The organism is Cellulosilyticum lentocellum DSM 5427, assembly GCF_000178835.2.
In the GTDB taxonomy this organism is placed as follows: Bacteria; Bacillota; Clostridia; order Lachnospirales; family Cellulosilyticaceae; genus Cellulosilyticum; species Cellulosilyticum lentocellum.
Genome location: NC_015275.1, coordinates 4257984 through 4277616, shown reverse-complemented (window position 1 = coordinate 4277616; position 19633 = coordinate 4257984). Strand labels below are relative to the sequence as shown.

Below are 19633 nucleotides of genomic sequence, written 5' to 3'. Positions count from 1 at the left end.
AGAAGAGATGAAACAAACGAGGGTTATTTATCAAAGCAAAAATTGTTATTATATAAAGCCCCCACTCGTACTTGCCCCCTATATTGCACATTATACTTTTCAGTTTGGTAGCAAAGGTACCGTTGAATCTACAAACCAAAAAAGTAGGCTGCTTACTGTATTACCAGATGCCAGTGGCTGTATTGTAATGACTTACGATGGTAATGATTTAAGTGGCTATTTTTGGGGACCTACTACAAAGGCAGTAGTTGTGGGAGATGATCGAACGCAGGTGCCACTTAGAATGTTTATTGAGTTTATGCCGGGAGGTATAGCTCAATTTATTCGTTTAAATCAAGACAGTGTAACTGATTTGCAAATGCCACTAGAGGAGCTCAGCAAGACTCTAGAGAAAGACTTAAAAGTACTAATAGAAGCTAGTGGGTCTTTGGATGAAGTAATCAAGGCATTAGATACAGTTCTATTTAAGTATTTTACCTTTATTAATCAAACTCAATCCAATAAGGTAACGCCTTTACTGCCCTATCTTAGGCAAAATAAAGGGATTTTAACAGTGAAAGATTTATCAGAGTATACATTTTATAGTCCCAGACATCTGAATAGATTATTTAATGAAAGTCTAGGGATTAATGTGAAAACCTATTTAAGGCTATTAAGAATCAATAATGCTGTTAAACAAATAAATAGTAGTCCTAAAGAACTTACTGAAATTGCTCAGTTTCTAGGGTATTATGACCAAGCTCATTTTATTCATGATTTCAGGGCAGTAGTAGGGGTAAGTCCGAAAGCTTATCGTGAAAATATGTCCGTTTTTTACAATGAAAATTATAAATTTTAAATTAGTATATAGAATATATCGTAACTGTCAAAGTACTGCAATTATAGTGAAAGATGAATAGTTAGGATATATCATTTTATAAGTTAATAGTAGCTATAACAGAACGAGGGGGAAGATACCAATGATACAATCAAGATGTGGCATATTATGTGATGAGTGCAGTTACAAGGAACAGGTAGGATGTAAGGGATGTGTGAATATCGACAAGCCTTTCTGGGGAGAAAGCTGTTCAGTGCAGTCGTGTTGTGTGGATAAAAAACATGAGCATTGCGGTCAGTGTGGACAATTTCCTTGTGATACACTTCATGGTTTTGCTTATGACAAAGAGCAAGGCGATAATGGCAAACGTATTGAACAATGTAAAAAGTGGGTGGAGTAATGTAATAAAGCAGCTCTGCTTAGAAAAGAGGTTATACATAGTGGAGAAAAAGGCTAGTGATATACAAAAAGAGAGAATTAAAGAGCTAGAAGATAAGGCGAATTTATTACTTGGAAAATGTGATGTATTAACTTTGGCTTCTATAAATGAAAAAGGATATCCAAGAATTTGTGCACTTTCCAAATTGAAGGCGGAGGATTTCAAAGATATCTATTTTGTAACATCGAAGCGTTCTCATTTAAATGGAAAAGCCACGCATTTTGAAAATAATCCTAGAGCTAGTGTGTGTTATACCTTAGAAGGAGACAGTGTGACGCTTATAGGAGATGTGGAATTTATTGAAGATAAAGCATTTCAACTGCAGCTTTGGAATGAAGCTGATAGAAAATTTTTTCCAAAAGGCATTGATGATCCCAAATTTCGATTGCTTAAGTTTCATACAATTGAGGCGACATTTTGGATTGAAGGTAAATTTAGAACATGTAAATATAAATAATAGGGATTTAATAAGTTTTAGTTTAAAGGGGAGAAAATCATGGAATTTATGATACAGCTATATGTGAGTAATGCAGAAGAAGCCATAGCGCTTTATAAAGAAGCCTTTGATGCAGAACTAAAGTGTATTGATTATACACCTGAAAGAACAGTACTTCATTCAGAAATAGAAGCTTATGGTCAAAAAATAGCAATAGCTACTGCCGAAGATACACCAGTAACAGGAACAGTCTTTCAAATAGATGTTAAAATGAAAAAAGAAGAAGATGTAAGAAGAGCTTATGAAATTTTGAAAGAAGATAGTGTGGTAAATGTTCCACTAGGTCCTTGTTTCTTTAGCCCATGTATGGTGGATTTTGTTGATAAGTTCAAAGTTCGCTGGTGCCTTTTTGTGATATAGATAGGGGGATAAAAAATGCATGAAGAGATTATAGCACGAGCAGGTGAAATTGTTCAGAAAAATACAGGTGAAAATTCTTATTGTGTATTAGCTCTAGTGGATTTAGATGGCTATCCAACGGCCTCTACTATAACAGCCTCTAAAGCAAATGGTATCAAATGGCTTACATTTTGCACAGGACTAGGCAGTATAAGAACTAATCGAATTGATAAGTGTAATAGGGCTAGTGTTTGTTTTAATGCCGAGGATTATAATATTACACTAGTTGGGACAATGGAAATCGTGACAGATTTAGATATAAAAAAGGAAATGTGGTATGAGGGCCTCACTAATCATTTTAGTGGTCCTGAAGATCCCAATTATTGTGTGTTACGTTTTAACACCCAACGTTACAATCTCCTAGTTGATTGGAAAGAGGCAAGGGGAGTATTATAAATAGAAATTTGTCGGGGGCATTTATGAGAATCACGTCTGGAGGAAAATGAGGGGGAGGCTATCTTCCAAATAGCCCTCCCCCTCATTTTCACAAACGTTATTGACCTCATAAACACCCACGACATTGAGGCAGCCTGGAAAGAAGGCGTAACGACAGAGTATGTTAATAGCAGTTAGATAACGAAAAAAACACATCTTCAAGTACTGTATATACTTGAAGATGTGTTTCTTTGGTCCAGACCCTGGAAATTAACTTTTACAACTATCTAAATAGGCTCTAATCAAGGCGCAAGACGGCTCCTCAGCACGTATGCGTTATAGCTTAGTGCCTACTGAAAATACGGAGCGGAACCACGACAGGTAGCCACCCTCTCTCAGTTCTACCAACAATAATGCGTAAAATCACTCTTCTGCAGTGTTTGACAAAGAGAAATAATAATCCTGCATTATTCACAAGTTTTATTTGACAGCCCTGTATCTCTTTAAATACAACCATTATTCAAAATAAAGACTTGCACCTAATGGGTGCAAAAAATATAGAAAAAAAGTCCCTTTTGTATTAGTGTTAAGTTGCAAACAAAATCACTTACAAAGAAGACTTTCTAATTTATTTTATTACAATCATGGTACGATGGAGAACTTCATCAAAGAAGGCAAAATGGTTTTGAATTTGACCGCATGAGTAGCACTAGCTTTGCAGCAAATAGAAACAAGCTACAGATTTCAATGCTTGCCTATAACTTTAACAATTGGTTCAGAAGATTATGTATGGCAAAAGATGTGCAGAGCTTTCAAATGGAAACCATTCGCAAAAAAGTTATTAAGGTTGCTGTCAAAGTAGCTAGACACGCTCGTAAAGTAACATTTAAACTCTGTAGTAGCCACCCATACAAGCATCTATTTGAAGAGATAATGCAAAATCTATGTGCTTTACCGTTAGTGGAATAAGACCTTTAAAATCGCATAAATCTCTAGCTCATAGGTTCTATGGGGAGGGGTAGACTCTATCCTTTTATAAGGATTCTGATCATTTAGAAGGTAAAAAACATCTCATATCTGACTAATAAATAGACTCGGATAGATATAAGGTGTCAAGATGTTTTTGTGAATAATACAGGCTTAAAATTTATTATTTTTATGTATAAATTTTATGGTTTTAGTTTATACATATAGCTATTTTATATCTTATGATCTAAGTCCATATTAGTAGATTTTTTTGTACTCTATGGGCAAACATACCTATTTATTTACCAGAAAAATAATATTTTTACAATAAAGGTGTTATAGTAGCTGTCATTTAGTGGCTTTTTATAACACTTTTTGTTTTGTATAAAATGAAATAATACATGATAGATAATCTGATTATATTGTGTGAATTGCACAATACACTAAATTAAGTGTAAAAAATGTAGTTAATATATAAAAATGACAAAAAATTCAATTAAAAATATGTGTAAAATAATGTATTATATGTAATATATTTTATAATAAAGAAATACAAATTCTGACATTAAATTAAAGTTTACCTAAAATTTTCAAGCAAAAACTGAATAGTACAAAGAAACACTAAAAATGAAGCAAATGTGTGATTAAAGAAAGAGAAGGATAAGAGGGTGAGATTAAATGAAGAAGATTATACTGAAGTATAAATTGCTATTTTCAATTGTTTTTATGCTTAAAATTTTAATAGGAATTATTTTTGTGTCTGTGTCAATTTGCTTACAGCGTATTGTAGATGCAGCAGTCTCAGGAAACTCCCAGCAATTTTATAGGACCATTTTATGGGCGATAGGCTATTTTGTGATTGTTGGGTTGATGGATTATCTTAATCGGACGATTGAAGCTTATTATATGACCAAGACACTATGTCACTTTAAGAAAAAAATTTTTAAGGGCTTATTTAGACAAGACTATACTAGCTTTTATAAGGAAAACACTTCGGTATATCTTTCGAGTTTGACAAATGACATCCATCTTATGGATAAGAATTATATTAATCCTGCATTAGGAATCGTTATGGATCTAGTGATCATTGTTGGAAGTACAGGGGTATTAATATGGTTTAATATCTGGATTGCTCTGGCCATGATTTTAACTTCAACTATCATTTTATTTATTCCTAAAGTATTTGGTAATAGGTTAGCATCTACAAGAGCCAGATATAGTGAGGGACTAAGTGAGTTAACTAAGAAATTAAAAGATATGTTTTTAGGATATGAGGTCGTTAAATCGTATCATATGGATGATCAGATCATAGAAGAGTTTCAAGAGTGCAATAAGGAAGTGGAGAAAAGAAATTATACGGCCATTGAAGCAACTTCTAGAACTAATGCATTGGCTAGCTATTTAAGCATTATGACACAATTAGTTGCTATAGGGTTAGGTGGATATTTTGTTATTAAAGGAAATTTGACAATAGGTACCTTGTTTGCCATTGTACAGCTTGGAGTTAATTTAGGAGAACCTATCACTATGATTATAGAAAAAATAACGATGATAAAAAGCATGCAAATTGTAAAAGACAGATTGCTGGCTTTTATAGATATTGAAGATGTAGATGAAAATAGATTTATTGAGTTAAAGGAATTTAAGAGTAGTATACAAGTTGAAGATGTGACATTTGGTTACGAAGAGGGGTATGACATATTAAAGAGTGTTTCTCTTCAGTTTGAAAAGAATAAGAAGTATGCCATTGTTGGAGCTAGTGGTAGTGGTAAATCTACTTTATTAAAGCTACTTTTAGACGAGTATATACCAAGGAGTGGACATATTACTATAGACGGTCAACAGTTACAGGAAGTTTTAAAGTCTTCGTTATACCAGCAATTAGCTATCATTCATCAGAATGTCTATTTGTTTGATAAATCCCTTAAAGAAAACATAACATTAGGGAAATGCTTTCAAGAATCTGAGATAGAAGAAGCAATGCAGAAGAGTGCTATAAATGAATTCTTAAATAAAAGGACCTATGGAGAGGACGAAACGCTAGGAGAGGATGGTAACAAGCTATCAGGTGGACAACGTCAAAGAGTAGCTATTGCTAGGGCTCTGATTCAGCGAAAGCCAATCTTGCTATTAGATGAATATACATCTTCATTAGATAGTAAAGTTGCTTATGCTATAGAAGATACAATACTTAATTTGCAAGATGTAACTGTTGTTTCTGTTACTCACAAGTTGATGGATAGCCTATTAAAAAGATATGACCGAATCATTGTGATGGAAGACGGACGAGTAGTAGAACAAGGGGGATTTCAAGAACTGCTAGAAAAGAGACAGGTGTTTTACAAACTTTATCATGCTGAACATCAAATGAAAAATACAGGAGAGGATGATACAGATGCTGTAAGTTAATGAACCTAGCATTCATTGGAACCTGCTGATAGACACTAATGAACTACCCGAAATAGGAGAAGTTACTAGAACAAGCTACCAGCTTTTGGACCATTTAGTAAGTGCATCTATAAAGAAGTTTGTAAAAGAAATACATCTTAGTGTGGAAGCATTTTTACTAAGCGGGCTATTTATACTTCTTAGTAAATATACACGACAAGAGGAGATTAGTATTGGGATATCTTTGGAGGAAATATTAGATGGCAAAGTACAGGATATACCAGTATATCCTGTGGTAGGAAATGTATTTGAAGATAAGATTTGTATGACATTTTATCAGGAAATCCAGAAGGAGTGTATAAGGAGCCTTGAGGAGAAAAGTGCGCAGGTAGCAGAAGTATGCTTTATGAAAGCACAACAATATAGAGAAGAAAGTTTATCGGGTAAGCTGGCGATAGTCATGAAAGAGGAGGGGGCAGGAGTTGCGTTAATTTGGCACTACGATACTACTCTTTTTACAAAGCAAGTCATTAAGAGGTTACAAAGACATTATCAAAAGCTACTAGAAGAGATGATACACAAGGCTTCTAAATCAGTTCAAACATTAACGATGCTAACAGAAGAAGATTCATTTCAAATAAAAAAGCACTTTAATAAGACCTGCAAGGTAGATACTGAGCAAACCATTATACAATGGTTTGAAGCAGAAGTAGAGAAGAATCCCAAAGGAATAGCCGCTATTTGCGAGGAGCAAACCATCACTTATGAGCAGTTAAATGAAAAGGCTAATCAAATAGCACATTATTTAAGAAACCAGGGTCTAAAACCCAATGATTATGTGGGTCTTATTATGCAACGTTCAATTAGGGTATTAGAAGGAATCCTAGGTATTCTAAAAGCTGGAGGAGCGTATGTTCCTATTGATCCTAAATATCCAGAAGAGAGAATTGAGTTCATTTTAAAAGATTGTAAGGCCAAATTAATTGTGGGGGACGTTTCTTTAGATCGTCTAAAGGGACCATGGAAAAAGGTAAATTTAGCAAAAATTAATATAAGCAAAGAACAATGGAGAGATAATCTTACAATAGTCAATAAACTAGATGATATAGCTTATTTAATTTATACCTCAGGAACAACTGGGAAACCTAAAGGTGTTATGATTACTCAACGTAATCTTTGCCACGTCGTTAGTGTTTATCAAAAGTGGTATCATATCACTTCTGAGGATATTCTGTTGCAGTTTGCAAGCATTTCCTTTGATCAATCGGTATGGGATATTTTTGGAGCTCTTTTAAGTGGGGCAACTGTGTGTATAGCAACAGATAAGTATATAGTGAACATGGAGGCTTTAGGAGCTTATATTAATGAGAAGCAAGTAACCTTTGCAGGCTTAACACCAACAGTTATTAATGAATTAGAGGCCAGTAGCTGTAGAAGTTTGAGGCTTCTAGAATCAGGTGGAGAACAGGCACGTTTAGATGTGCTTAAATACTGGAAAAATAATAGACAAGTTTATAATACCTACGGACCTACCGAATGTACTATTAATGCACTTTCTTATGAATATAAAGGGACTGAAAAAGGACGATTACCAATAGGTAAACCTGTAGGAGATACGCAGATATACATATTGGATTCCAAGGGAAGACTTCTACCTATAGGAGTGCCTGGTGAATTATGTATTGCCGGTACATGTGTTGCAAAAGGGTACTTAAATCACACAGAGCTAACAGAAGAAAAGTTCATTTCTAATCCCTTTGGAGAGGGAAAACTATATAGAACAGGTGACTTGGCAAGATGGCTAGATGATGGAAATGTGGATTACTTAGGACGTATAGATGAGCAAGTCAAGATTCGAGGATTGCGTATTGAATTAGAAGAAATTGAAATGGTCATCAGAAAATATCCATTCATTCAAGAGGCAGTAGTAGTAGTACAGAAAAATAAGTTTGATGAAAGCTATTTATGTGCTTATTTGGTATCAGAGCAACCTATAGACATAGATTTACTAAAGATACGACTGAAAGAAAATTTGCCAGATTATATGATTCCAAATGGAATGCTTCAGATACAATACATACCACGAACTACGAATGGTAAATTAGATAAGCGCCAATTGCCACCTATATCTTATGTTAGTAGTTATGTAGCGCCTGAGAATGAAGTAGAAGAAGCCATATGTAACCTATTTAGCCAGGTGTTAGGCGTAACGAGAGTAGGAGCGAATGACGACTTTTTCCAAATGGGAGGGCATAGTTTAAGAGCAACTAAGGTTATTAACGCTATTAAAAGTAAATATGAGATTGATTTAGACTTAAAACATATCTTTACTTATCCTACTGCAAAAGGTTTAAGCCAGCTTATTCAAAATAAACATAAACAGACCTTACCTAAAATAGCTATAGATTCTTTGGATAAGGCACCTCAACTAGATTGTTTCTTGGCATCTTCAGCGCAAAAGAGAATATATATTTTAACGAGTCTAGCTTCAAAAAGTATTAATTATAATATGCCAGAAGCGTTTCTTCTTAAAGGTAAATTAGAGATTAACCGCCTAGAAGAAGCCTTTCGAACGATTATTAGTAGACATGTTGCTTTTCGCACAAGTTTTATAATGCAAGAAGGTGAGGTAATTCAAAAAGTTCATGAAAGCGTTTCCTTTTGCTTAGATTATGAAGCGGTAGAGGATGATAAGCTAACTGGAGATATTCAATCATACATTCAGCCTTTCGATCTAACTAAGCCACCACTAATTAGGGCTAAGGTGTATGAATTGGAAAGGGAAAAGTATGTATTACTAATAGATGTACACCATATCATTGCAGATGGTTTTTCATGTGGTTTGGTTATAGAAGAACTGGGGAAATGCTATAACGGTGAAGAGTTACAAGAAGTAGCATTTCAGTATACAGATTACTCATATTGGCAACAAAGTGAGGCCTATAATGATAGGCTTAAGAAGCAAGAAGACTATTGGTTAAGGCATTTTAGTGGAGAAATCCCTATTCTAGAAATGCCTCTAGATAAGAATAGGCCTTATAAGCAGAGCTTTGAAGGTAATAGTCATTACCTAGAAGTATCACACACACTTATGAATGTACTTGATAAATTTTGTGAGCAAAATCGTATTACCCTGAATATGGTGCTATTAGCTGTTTATGCCGTTGTTTTAGCCAAGTATAGTGGGCAGGATGACTTAATTATAGGTATGCCAATCGCAGGGAGAGATCAAGAGGAATTACAAGGAATAGTAGGCATGTTTGTAAATACACTACCAATACGCTTATATCCCAGTGGGGATAAATCCTTTGGACAATTTTTAGAGGAAACAAAACAACAGCTATTAGAAGCTTATGATAATCAAAACTATCCTTTTGATAAATTAGCCGCTAAGCTTAATTTAGTAAAAGATGCTAGTCATAACCCTATATTTGATGTAGCCTTTGTTTTGCAAAATACTGAAGAAGAGTATTTAAGCTTAGAGGGGTTTATTACTACACCGTATATCATAGAGAACAAAGCATCGCGCTTCGACCTTACACTTGTTACACAGCCATTAGCAGACAAGTTGATATTTGAATTTAACTACTGCACTGACTTATATAATGAAGATACCATTAGTCGTTTAGCAGCAAGTTTTCAAATGGTTTTAGAGACCATTTTAGAACAATCAAATATTTTGCTCAAAGACATAGATGCAGTTAGCAACAGAGATAAGCATTATATGATGCTATTTAATAATGATTATAGCATTACAAGACAGTCGTATTTAGTACATGAATTATTTGAAGAGCAAGTGAGGTTATCACCTAATCAAATTGCTGTTCAACTAGAAGATAAGAAGTTAAGTTATCAAGAATTAGATGAAAAAGCTCATGCATTGGCATGCAAGTTACAAGGGTTAGGGGTAAAGAGAAATACAATAGTTGGTGTATTTGCGGAAACCTCCTTAGAAATGATTATAAGTTTGTTTGGAATCTTAAAGGCAGGAGGAGCGTATCTACCTATTGATCCTATTTACCCTAAAGAAAGGGTTAGTCATATTTTGCAAGATAGTGATGTGACGATACTACTAACTCAAGATAAATTAAAGTCAGTAGTAGATTTTAAGGGAACCATAATAGATATAGAAGATCCTTTGCTTTATAAAAAGGGGGATTTGTTAAAAAAAGATAATGAACCTAGTGATTTAGCTTACGTTATTTATACCTCTGGTTCTACAGGTAAACCTAAGGGTGTTATGGTAGCACATGAAAATGTAGTTAACACACTCTTATGGAGAAGAGCAGAATATGATTTTAATAGCAAGGATAAAGTATTACAAACATTTTCAGTTGCATTTGATGGATTTGTGGCTAGCTTTTTTTCACCTATTATTGCAGGTGCAACAACAATTTTTGTTACTAATAATAAGAGCAAAGACCCTAGTTATTTGGCAAAAGAGATTATACAAGAACATATTACTCACTTTGTAATGGTACCAGCCTTATATAAGAGTATCTTATTAAGTAGCCACCTAACTCCATATAACAATCAGTTGAAGGTAGTGTGTGTTGCTGGAGATAGATTAGATGTGGAGACGGTGAAGTTAAGTGAAAGGATACTTCCAGAAGTAGAATTAACTAATGAGTATGGTCCTACTGAAAATACAGTAGCTAGTACCATTTTAAGAGAAGTAAGTAGTCAAAGAAAAATAACAATAGGAAAGCCTATTAGCAATTGCCATGTTTACATAGTTGATAAATACCTTAAGCTTGTACCTATAGGTGTTAAGGGAGAAATTTGTGTTGGCGGAAGAGGTGTTGCTAAAGGCTATTTAAATCATGCGGAGTTAACCAAAGAAAAGTTTATAGAAAATCCATATTGTCCAGGAGAAAAGCTCTATCATACAGGAGATTTAGGAAGATGGCTATTTAACGGTGAGGTGGATTTTATAAGACGAATGGATGATCAAGTTCAAATCAGAGGGTACCGTGTAGAATTAGGTGAAATAGAAAACACAATTGTAGAGCTAGAAGGAATAAAAGAATGTGTTGTGCTACCTCAAATAGAAGGACAGAACACTCAGCTTTATGCGTATTATGTGGCATATGAACCCATACAGGTTAGAAGATTACGTAAGGCGTTAAAGTCCAGACTACCTTATTATATGGTACCAAGTTACTTTGTTAATGTATCTCAAATGCCTCTTACCCCTAACGGTAAAATTGATGAAAAAGCATTATTAAACTATCAACCCTCTAATGGAGTAGCTACAGAGGTAGAAAAGTTATCACCTATGGAAATGCAACTAAAGACAATATGTAAAACAAGCTTTAGTTGCCCAAGTATAAAAAAGGATGAGGACTTTTTTGAGATAGGTGCAGACTCATTAAGCCTTATTACGCTACAAGCGAACCTATTAAAGGAAGGTTGGGACATATCTATTGAGATACTTTATGCACATCGTACCGTGGAGGATTTAGCGAGCTATATAGAAAACCATAAGCTTATTTTAATACATAAGGAAATGGAAGAAGTAGCAAGTACACAGGAAACAGCAAGTGCAGTTTTACTAAAAGTAAGTATGCAAAGAAAAATGACCACCTATTTACATAGAAGCTTACCTATGTGCATTATACTGGCCTATGAAACCTACTATGGATGGTATTACAGCAATTTTGTTCAGATTTTTTCTTACAAAAATGAAAAAGGATATATTGAACTTAACTATCTAGAACCTTATGACAACTATGCAGATGTGGCAGATGTAATCTGCTTAGGCTATAACCTACTTAGTCATGAAGATAACATCATTACTTATATTCATGAAAATATCGATCGCGGCTATTATGTCATTTTACATTTGGATGAATATGACTTACCAAACAAATGGGCTTATAAAAAAGAACACTTTGTTCATAGTTCATTAATTTATGGGTATGACATTAGCAAAAAACTAATTTATCTTATCAGTTTCGATGACCAAATGACATTTAAACCTTTAATTTATGACGAAGCAACCATTATGAAAGCGTATGAGGCAGGAAAGTTATATTACAAAGAAAGTGCGCATTGGTGTGAATGGTCTGCGCTGCAGCTCATTAAACCCAAAACACCAGAGCAAGCATTTCCTTTTAGCTTAAGACGATTCAAGGAAAAGTTAAGCGATTATATAGAAGGATATAGTGATGGATATACACTGTATAATTTGGGACTTCCTGTTAAGTTTGTTGCTTATGGGACTAAAGTTTATGATGTAATGCTTGAAGGGCTAGAAAATACGTTAGAAGAAAAAATTTGCATTGATTATCGTGCTATTCATTTGATCTATGAACATAAGGTAGGCCTATTAGAACGCTTTAGCTATATTGGTGAGCACTATCATGTCACTTTAGAATTTACAGATACTTATGAAGCTTATAAAGGATTAGTACAAGCCTTTAACGTAGTAAGGTTGAAGTTTAAGGCCTTGCAAGATTTAGACATTCCTTTAGATAAGGGGCAAAAAGAAACAATCTTAAATACTATTAATGAACTTAAGCAAATGTCTAAGAAAGAAGAGACTTTGCTGCGAAAGCTTTTAACATATACTCCAGATGTGAAAAGCACAAATTAGAAAGGAGGGAGGGGGATGATTAAATATAGTTTTATTATTCCTACATACAACAATGAAAAGCTTCTAAGAAATGCCTTATTTGCATTAAACCACCAGACACCCATAGACAGAGATGATTATGAGGTTATCGTTGTTGATGATGGTTCAGATAGAGATACCTATGAAGCTATTAACAATATTAATAAGAAATATAGCATGAAGTATGTTTATCTAGAAAGAAATGAGATGTCTAGTAGGGCTAAAGCCAGGAATGCTGGAATTGCAAAGGCAGAAGGGGAATACATCGTTTTTATTGATGCAGATATAATTGTTAAACCTAATTTTTTGGAGGAAATAGACCGTTGTTATCGCTTGAAGAAAGATATGATAGTGGTAGGAACGAGAATCTTACTACAAGAACCGGCAGAGGATATGGCAGGTGAAAACGGTAGCCTATTTGATAATGACTATTTTAAAGATAAGGGGGCAATACCTGAATTTCGAGAAGAGGTATTTAATGATTTATCATATAATGCAGCAACAATGAAAGCACCCTTTTTATATTGTTTTACATGTAATCTAGCAGTTCCTAAAATATGGCTTAATAAAGTTAATGGTTTTGATGAGGATCTAAAAAAGTGGGGAATAGAAGATATTGAACTTATATACCGTATGTATGAATTAGGTTTAAAAATTGTTTTTAATAGTAAAAATCAAGTTGTTCATCAATTCCACGGTATTAAGCAAGGCAAGTTTGTACAAAAGAATCAAGAAGAAGAGGTGGATTACAATTCTGAAGTCTTTATAAAAAAACATCCACAAGCTATGGGACTAGATAATGATAAGCTAAAACAATTATTTAGAAGTATTGCAACAAGGTATAAATCTATAGAAACACCTTTATCTTCTACAGAAAATTGCATGATTATTAACTTTAAGGAAGAAGAAACATTAGAGGAAATAAAGGAAGTAATACAGCAAGCTTTAGAGTTAGAAACGACCAATATCATTATTTATGATTATGTAGAAACAACAGATTTAGATATCTGGATACAATTACAAGATGTTCGTGGAAAAGTGGTGAAGTATTATCCTGTCTCTAAGCAAACCAAAGAAATAGAAGAGGTGTGTGACAATCAGATTTGAAGCATAAAGAGTGAGCCTAGCGGTACTAAAAGATATAAATTTAACAACAAAACTAAAAAATTATAAACAATATAACAAATAGAAAAGAGGAATAAAGTATGAATTTATCAGAGTACTTGTTAAAGCATCAGTACAGTGATCGTATAGCTGTAAAATATAAGGAACAAGCAATAACATACCGTCATCTTAATCAAAAGTGTTATGCACTTTCAGAAATTCTAACCCAAGAAACTTCGGAGTTAATAGGCTTATTTATACCTAATTCTATTAATTATGTTATAGGTTACTATGGAATTTTATATGCAGGGAAAATCATTGTATCCTTTAATACACAATTAACAGAGAATGAAGTATTAGATATTATGACAGAAAGCCAGACACAAGCTATAGTGACACTAAGTGAGTACAGGGAAAAGTTTCAGAATTTAGAAAAGCAGATGCACATTATCTACATCGATGAATTGCCACTTGAGATATCTACTATGCCATCAGAAATAGTCCTTGAAAATCAAGGCGATGGAAATCAAGGAGCTATTATTTTCCCAACATCAGGTACCACTGGTGACTCTAAGCTAGTAATGCATAGTCATAATCATCTTGCTGAGAGTATAGTTGCTTTTAGAGAGTATATCCCTATGACAGAGGAAGACATATCACTTATTATAGTACCACTATGTGCTGCATTTATAAATGTGCAACAATTACTATTCAATATTTGTATTGGGTTAACCAGTATTATGTATGATGGAAAAATTCGTATTAATAAATTTTTTAATATAGTAGACACAGAAAAAGTTACAAGTTGTGCTATGGTACCTTCTTTACTAAAGTCAATTGCAACTTCCTATGATCCAATGAGACATCAAATCGCTTCATTAGAATGTGTGCTCATAGGTGGAGAGAAAATCGATGAAGAGACCTTTAACCTAATTAAGGAAAAAATACAACCAACTAAGATGCTGCAATTATATGGAATGTCAGAAGCAGCAGCTATATGTCATAAGAAATATGATGATTGGGATCATAAAGGAGAGTCGGTAGGAAAAGCATTTAAAAATGTACAAATTAAGATAGTGGATGATCAAGGCAAGAGCTTACCTAATAATGTGCCAGGTGAAATCATCATTAAAAGTCCGTATATTATGTTAGGGTACTATGGTAGAGAAGGCGCGTTGTCAGAAGACGGTTGGTTCCGTACAGGAGACATAGGAGAAATGGATGAAGAAGGCTATGTTTGGATTAAAGGTAGAAAGAAGAACGTTATTATTTCAGGAGGACGTAATATCTTCCCAGAAGAAGTAGAATTTATTATTCAGAAGCACGAAATGATTAGCGAAATAAAGGTTTATGCAGAAGTAAGTAAAAGTGTTGGAGAAATAGTAGTAGCCGAAGTAGTAATCGCACCAGGTAAAGTATTTGATTTACAAGTTTTATTAGACTATTGCAAGGGAGTACTAGCTAGTTACAAGACACCAAAAAAGTTCTATTGTGTAGATAGTATAGAAAAAACAGCATCTAATAAAATAAAAAGGAGATAAAAATGGAAGTTAGAGATAGATTAAGAGAGATAGTAGCAAGCGTTACAGAAACCCAGCAGAGAAACATCCTAGATGAGAGTCTATTAAAATACGATTTAATAATCACCTCTATCAGCTTTATAAAGTTGATAACATTAATTGAAGATGAGTTTGAAATCCAAGTGGAGGATGACGACTTAGATATTGAAGATGATATGAGTTTTAATAGCCTTTGTTTAAAAATAGAAGAAATTATACGAAGAAATCAGTAATAAGTCTAGAAAAACAATGCTTTGAATAGGGGGGATACGATGTCAAAGGAACTATTAGAGAAGGAATATTACTTCGATAAAGAAGGCAAGAAAGATATGTTTTATGATATGAGCTATTATTGTTTACTAACATGTGCTTATGAAATTGCCAAGAATCAAACGAACAGAGCGGATGAGCTAATTTATTCTTTAATCGATGATTTATCCTTGTTCATCATATTAAATGAAAAAAACAAGATCAAAGAAATATTCACCAATTCTATAGAAGAAATGCAATATAACTACATAGTGAATGATTATAAAGAGGAAAATGAAGCAGCAATTCCTTTGCTACAAAGCTTACTAGATTCTGGGGAAGCTGTCATTGTACATACTATAACAGAATTATTGGACTTTAGTATTAACTATACTCTGGGATATAATATTGAAGAATTTGAACCAGGTCATGTATTTCTTATCTTACATTACGACGAAGAAAATTATTATTACTTAGAAGATCCTTTTGCACAAATTAATTATGATTATTTTATTCCTTATAAAGGAAGAAAAGATATTGGGGTAATGGCTAAGGATAAAATGAATGAGATATTTAAGCATTATTTAAGATGTCATACCATAAGTTTCAACTGGGACCAAGAGGACTTGCTCCAAACTAGAGTTAAAGCTACTATCGAAGAGTCTATCAAGAGTTATTCAAAGCCGGAAGAAACATTAGAAACAGGGAATGTCCAGTACACAGGAAGAGCAGCTATCTGTAAATTAATGGAGCTAAGCGAAGGTGAAGGCATTGATTTAAATGCAGGAGTGGAAGGTGAATCTGTTAATCTACTAGGCTTTTTACCTTGGCTATTTTCAATATTAGACAAGAAACGAAGACTATTAGCACTAGGCCTGCAGCTATTAGTGAAACAAGAAAAGGTTATGGGTGTAGATGAAAGATTATTTGAAGCACTAAAGAAGTCAGAAAAATTATGGGTGAAGTGCAAGAACTTAATTGAAAAAAACAAGATAAGAGGAAAAGAAAGATTTGATAGTACATATAGCTCTATTTTAAAAGAAATCTTAGAGGTAGAAGACGTATTAAATGAGTTACTAGAAAACACAGAATTTATAGGATGTAGCAATTGAGCTGTTGCTATTTCGTAAGGGAATCTAATTATGGCAGAAATTTATATGGTAGATATTAATGAACCAATAAGTAACGATTTATATCAACAGTTATTTAATTATGTTTCGAACGAAAGAAAAGCAAGAGTTAATAGATATAAATTCGAAGCAGATGCTAAAAGGAGCTTATATGCAGGTGTTTTAGTAAACTATTTAGTTTGTACGAAGTTACATCTTAAAAAAGAAGAAGTACATCTTGAATACAATGAGTATGGAAAACCCTACTTAAGCAATAGTACAAATCAATTTTTTAATATTTCGCATTCAGGAAAGTGGGTGGTATGTGCATGGAGTAATAAGGAAATTGGTGTGGATATACAGCAAATAGAAGCAGCTGATTTAGACATTGCTAGAAGATTTTTTTTAAAAGAAGAGTATCTATCTATTGCAAAACTAAAAGGACGTCAACAAAGAGAGGCATTTTATACATTATGGACCTTAAAAGAAAGCTATATTAAGTATAAAGGAAGGGGACTAGCCATACCAATAAACTCTTTTCAATTAATTTACGAAAAGGAACATGCCTTTATAAGAACACAAGAAACAAACGCCGTTATGCTACACATGATCAATATAGATGAGGAACATAAATTAGCGGTATGTACAGAAGATAGTGAAATGGCATCTACAACATACATGTCTTTAGAAACTATTTATACAAAATTAGATAAGCTACATAACTAAAAGTTACCTCTATTTTTTATCACAATAACAGAGAGGGTTACTTTTAATAACAACTTGCTCAATAAGTTGTATTTTTGATAATTATATTTTAAATGTAGGAGATGAGGGTTATGATTAAGCATATTGTTGCGTGGAATTTTATAGAGGGTCTTTCTAACGCGGACAAGCATGTAAATGCAGAAAAGATTAAGCAGGAATTAGAGGGGTTAAAATTACTTATTCCAGGAATAATCTCAATGAAGGTAGTTACTGAGCCCCTAAAAACAGGAGATTTTGATTTTATATTAATTAGTGAATTTGAATCTGAGGAAGCTTTGGCTTCTTACCAGACCCATAAGGAGCATCAAAGGATAAGTCAGTTTGGAAGGTCTATTTTATGTAATCGAAAATGTATAGATTTCCAAATGGAGAGTGAGTAAAAGGTATTTTTATTCCCTAACAGGTACTATCCGTTATTTGTTTTAATAGAAAAAGTAAAAGAACATCAAGTGGCATGGTACACATCTGATGTTCTTTTACTTTTTATTTAGCTAGTTTGCCATTAACATAGAGTTTATAGCCATTTGTAGTGATGTTAGCTAAATCTCCATTGAACTCACTGAGATAAGAATCTCCAGTTAAAGTCCATTTACTAGTGGCATCTAATGTTAATTTGACTGTACCGGTATTTTTTTCTTCATTAATAGAGCCAGTTAATTGAGTATTTTCAGCCACCCTCTCTCAGTTCCGCCCAAATAGCACGTAAAGTCCAAGGCAAATTTCGATTTGTGTATCACTACATAAAATTAATGTTTTTAAGAAGAGTGCAATGATAATTTACGCATATTTTTAAAACAAAAGCCAAAGGATACTAGAGTACCTATACCCCATCCAAGAGGGATAGAGTACCAGATGGCGCTATAGCCAAACCAATGTGCTAGTATGTAAGCTGCACCTACACGAACAAATAAGTCTGTAAGAGTAGCAGTTGTAAAACCAAGCATATAAGCTGAGCCACGAAGTATACCGTTGTTAACTAGAAGTACAGCGCAGGCAAAGTAACCGGCAGATACAATGATCATATAAGAAGTACCAATACTGATAACATCCTTAATAAGTGTGGGATCGGTTTTGCTATCAAGGAAAATGCCGATGAGAGTAGGACTGAATACGAGACAGATGATGAAAGTTACAATGCAGTAAGTGAGCATAACGAGCAAGGAAGAAGTATATCCCTTTTTAACACGTTCAGGCTTTTGACCGCCTAGGTTTTGAGCCGTGAAGTTTGAAACTGCATTTCCCATACTAATAATAACAATCTTAAAGAACGAATCAATTTTGATAGCTGCTGAGTAACCGTAAAGTACAGTTGTACCATAAGAGTTAACTAAAGCTTGGACTAGTAGCTGTCCGATGGAAACAATGGATTGTTGAAGAATACTAGGGATGGCAATATGGCTAATATGTCCTAATATAGACCAACTGAAATACTCATAGTGTTTAGTAGTCTTAAGCTTTTTGATGCGTCCTATCAAGCAGCTAATAGATAAGATAGAAGAAATACCTTGAGCGATAAAAGTAGCCCAAGCTACGCCAGCCACACCTAAGCCGAAATGAGCCACAAATACATAGTCTAAAACTACATTAAACAAAGAAGAAAAAATAAGAAAATAGAGAGGTGTTTTCGAATCACCTAAACCATTAAAAATAGAGGTAGTAATATTGTAAACAAAGAGAAAAATAAGCCCCCATATGTAAATGCGAAGATAGAGAGCACTATCTCCAAAAATATCTGGAGGAGTGTTCATTAAATGCATCAAGGGATTACAAATGATAGTACCTAATAGGGTAAGGCCTAAACTTAAAATAATAATTGTAATAATGGAAGTAGTAATAGTCGTTTTGAGTTTGGCATAGTCCTTGGCACCAAAAAAATTGGAAACAATAACACTGCAACCAACACCACTTCCTGTAGCAATAGCAATGAATAACATTGTAATAGGATAAGATGCTCCTACGGCAGCAACAGCATTAGAACCAGCAAATTGTCCAGCGATGACACTATCTGCAATATTATAAAATTGTTGAAACATACCACTAAGCATCATAGGGAAAGCAAAACCTAGTAACACCTTTGAAGGTGTCCCTTCTGTCATATCCTTCATCATCATCAAACTCCTTATGTCAGTATTAAAATGTGAAAACACTTTCCTATTATATTCTTTTCTGCTAAAAAATTCACTCTATTTCAAGGGGATTCACCAATCTCTTGGCTTTTTATCTTAATATTTAAATGTTATAAAGTTTCTTTCATATACTAGTAGCAATATAAAGTAATATCTGATATACTAATGATGTTTAAAAGATAATTATTATTAAAAATGTAATTAACTGAAAACAAATATAACTGA

General features: G+C 33.7%; 16 protein-coding genes. 14 read left to right on the top strand and 2 right to left on the bottom strand.

Annotation, left to right across the window (positions count from 1 at the left end; genetic code table 11):
• The first annotated feature begins 7 nt into the window (after positions 1-7).
• The 14 genes from CLOLE_RS19495 to CLOLE_RS19430 all read left to right on the top strand — a co-directional run bounded on the left by CLOLE_RS19495 (position 8) and on the right by CLOLE_RS19430 (position 17662).
• Positions 8-838, top strand: a complete 831-nt coding sequence (locus CLOLE_RS19495) for a helix-turn-helix transcriptional regulator (RefSeq protein WP_013658842.1) — start codon at positions 8-10, stop codon at positions 836-838.
• Between the two features lie 121 nt (positions 839-959).
• Positions 960-1217 carry a DUF3795 domain-containing protein gene (locus CLOLE_RS19490; RefSeq protein ID WP_013658841.1) on the top strand — a complete coding sequence of 86 codons (258 nt, stop codon included), beginning with the start codon at positions 960-962 and terminating at the stop codon, positions 1215-1217.
• 40 nt (positions 1218-1257) lie between these two features.
• Entirely contained in the window at positions 1258-1713 is a 456-nt protein-coding gene (locus tag CLOLE_RS19485; RefSeq protein ID WP_013658840.1) for a pyridoxamine 5'-phosphate oxidase family protein, read from the top strand.
• A gap of 39 nt (positions 1714-1752) precedes the next feature.
• A complete protein-coding gene (locus CLOLE_RS19480; protein ID WP_013658839.1) occupies positions 1753-2112 on the top strand; it encodes a VOC family protein in 360 nt (119 codons plus the stop codon).
• Positions 2113-2127: 15 nt separating this feature from the next.
• The gene (locus CLOLE_RS19475) at positions 2128-2547 is read left to right on the top strand and encodes a pyridoxamine 5'-phosphate oxidase family protein (RefSeq protein ID WP_013658838.1); all 420 of its coding nucleotides are present in this window, start codon (positions 2128-2130) and stop codon (positions 2545-2547) included.
• A 609-nt stretch (positions 2548-3156) separates the two neighbouring features.
• Entirely contained in the window at positions 3157-3495 is a 339-nt protein-coding gene (locus CLOLE_RS22190) for a transposase (protein WP_270049159.1), read from the top strand.
• Positions 3496-4170: 675 nt separating this feature from the next.
• A complete protein-coding gene (locus CLOLE_RS19465; RefSeq protein ID WP_013658837.1) occupies positions 4171-5901 on the top strand; it encodes an ABC transporter ATP-binding protein in 1731 nt (576 codons plus the stop codon).
• 85 nt (positions 5902-5986) lie between these two features.
• On the top strand, positions 5987-12478 hold the full coding sequence (locus tag CLOLE_RS19460) for a non-ribosomal peptide synthetase (protein WP_013658836.1): 6492 nt from the start codon (positions 5987-5989) through the stop codon (positions 12476-12478).
• Between the two features lie 15 nt (positions 12479-12493).
• Positions 12494-13603, top strand: coding sequence for a glycosyltransferase family 2 protein (locus CLOLE_RS22185; RefSeq protein WP_013658835.1), 1110 nt, complete (start codon positions 12494-12496; stop codon positions 13601-13603).
• 98 nt (positions 13604-13701) lie between these two features.
• Positions 13702-15141: a class I adenylate-forming enzyme family protein gene (locus CLOLE_RS19450; protein ID WP_013658834.1), complete on the top strand. Its 1440-nt coding sequence runs from the start codon at positions 13702-13704 to the stop codon at positions 15139-15141.
• Positions 15142-15143: 2 nt separating this feature from the next.
• Positions 15144-15392 (top strand): acyl carrier protein, encoded by a 249-nt coding sequence (locus CLOLE_RS19445; RefSeq protein ID WP_013658833.1) that lies wholly within the window; start codon positions 15144-15146, stop codon positions 15390-15392.
• A gap of 39 nt (positions 15393-15431) precedes the next feature.
• Positions 15432-16520, top strand: a complete 1089-nt coding sequence (locus CLOLE_RS19440; protein WP_013658832.1) for a hypothetical protein — start codon at positions 15432-15434, stop codon at positions 16518-16520.
• 30 nt (positions 16521-16550) lie between these two features.
• Positions 16551-17243 (top strand): 4'-phosphopantetheinyl transferase family protein, encoded by a 693-nt coding sequence (locus CLOLE_RS19435; RefSeq protein ID WP_013658831.1) that lies wholly within the window; start codon positions 16551-16553, stop codon positions 17241-17243.
• 110 nt (positions 17244-17353) lie between these two features.
• Positions 17354-17662, top strand: coding sequence for a Dabb family protein (locus tag CLOLE_RS19430; protein WP_013658830.1), 309 nt, complete (start codon positions 17354-17356; stop codon positions 17660-17662).
• Positions 17663-17765: 103 nt separating this feature from the next.
• Here CLOLE_RS19430 and CLOLE_RS19425 read toward each other — a convergent pair whose 3' ends face one another.
• Together CLOLE_RS19425 and CLOLE_RS19420 are read right to left on the bottom strand one after the other, a co-directional pair.
• Positions 17766-17957 (bottom strand): hypothetical protein, encoded by a 192-nt coding sequence (locus CLOLE_RS19425; RefSeq protein WP_013658829.1) that lies wholly within the window; start codon positions 17955-17957, stop codon positions 17766-17768.
• A gap of 80 nt (positions 17958-18037) precedes the next feature.
• Complete coding sequence (locus tag CLOLE_RS19420; protein WP_013658828.1) at positions 18038-19390, bottom strand: MATE family efflux transporter; 1353 nt, start codon at positions 19388-19390, stop codon at positions 18038-18040.
• Between the last annotated feature and the right edge of the window lie 243 nt (positions 19391-19633).

Bases quoted from the DNA above. Each gene is read 5' to 3' on its own strand.
- CLOLE_RS19445 (WP_013658833.1), top strand. From the start codon at position 15,144: ATGGAAGTTAGAGATAGATTAAGAGAGATAGTAGCAAGCGTTACAGAA.
- CLOLE_RS19435 (WP_013658831.1), top strand. From the start codon at position 16,551: ATGGCAGAAATTTATATGGTAGATATTAATGAACCAATAAGTAACGAT.
- CLOLE_RS19440 (WP_013658832.1), top strand. From the start codon at position 15,432: ATGTCAAAGGAACTATTAGAGAAGGAATATTACTTCGATAAAGAAGGC.
- CLOLE_RS19480 (WP_013658839.1), top strand. From the start codon at position 1,753: ATGGAATTTATGATACAGCTATATGTGAGTAATGCAGAAGAAGCCATA.
- CLOLE_RS19495 (WP_013658842.1), top strand. From the start codon at position 8: ATGAAACAAACGAGGGTTATTTATCAAAGCAAAAATTGTTATTATATA.
- CLOLE_RS22185 (WP_013658835.1), top strand. From the start codon at position 12,494: ATGATTAAATATAGTTTTATTATTCCTACATACAACAATGAAAAGCTT.
- CLOLE_RS19450 (WP_013658834.1), top strand. From the start codon at position 13,702: ATGAATTTATCAGAGTACTTGTTAAAGCATCAGTACAGTGATCGTATA.
- CLOLE_RS19465 (WP_013658837.1), top strand. From the start codon at position 4,171: ATGAAGAAGATTATACTGAAGTATAAATTGCTATTTTCAATTGTTTTT.
- CLOLE_RS19475 (WP_013658838.1), top strand. From the start codon at position 2,128: ATGCATGAAGAGATTATAGCACGAGCAGGTGAAATTGTTCAGAAAAAT.
- CLOLE_RS19420 (WP_013658828.1), bottom strand. From the start codon at position 19,390: ATGATGAAGGATATGACAGAAGGGACACCTTCAAAGGTGTTACTAGGT.
- CLOLE_RS19490 (WP_013658841.1), top strand. From the start codon at position 960: ATGATACAATCAAGATGTGGCATATTATGTGATGAGTGCAGTTACAAG.
- CLOLE_RS19430 (WP_013658830.1), top strand. From the start codon at position 17,354: ATGATTAAGCATATTGTTGCGTGGAATTTTATAGAGGGTCTTTCTAAC.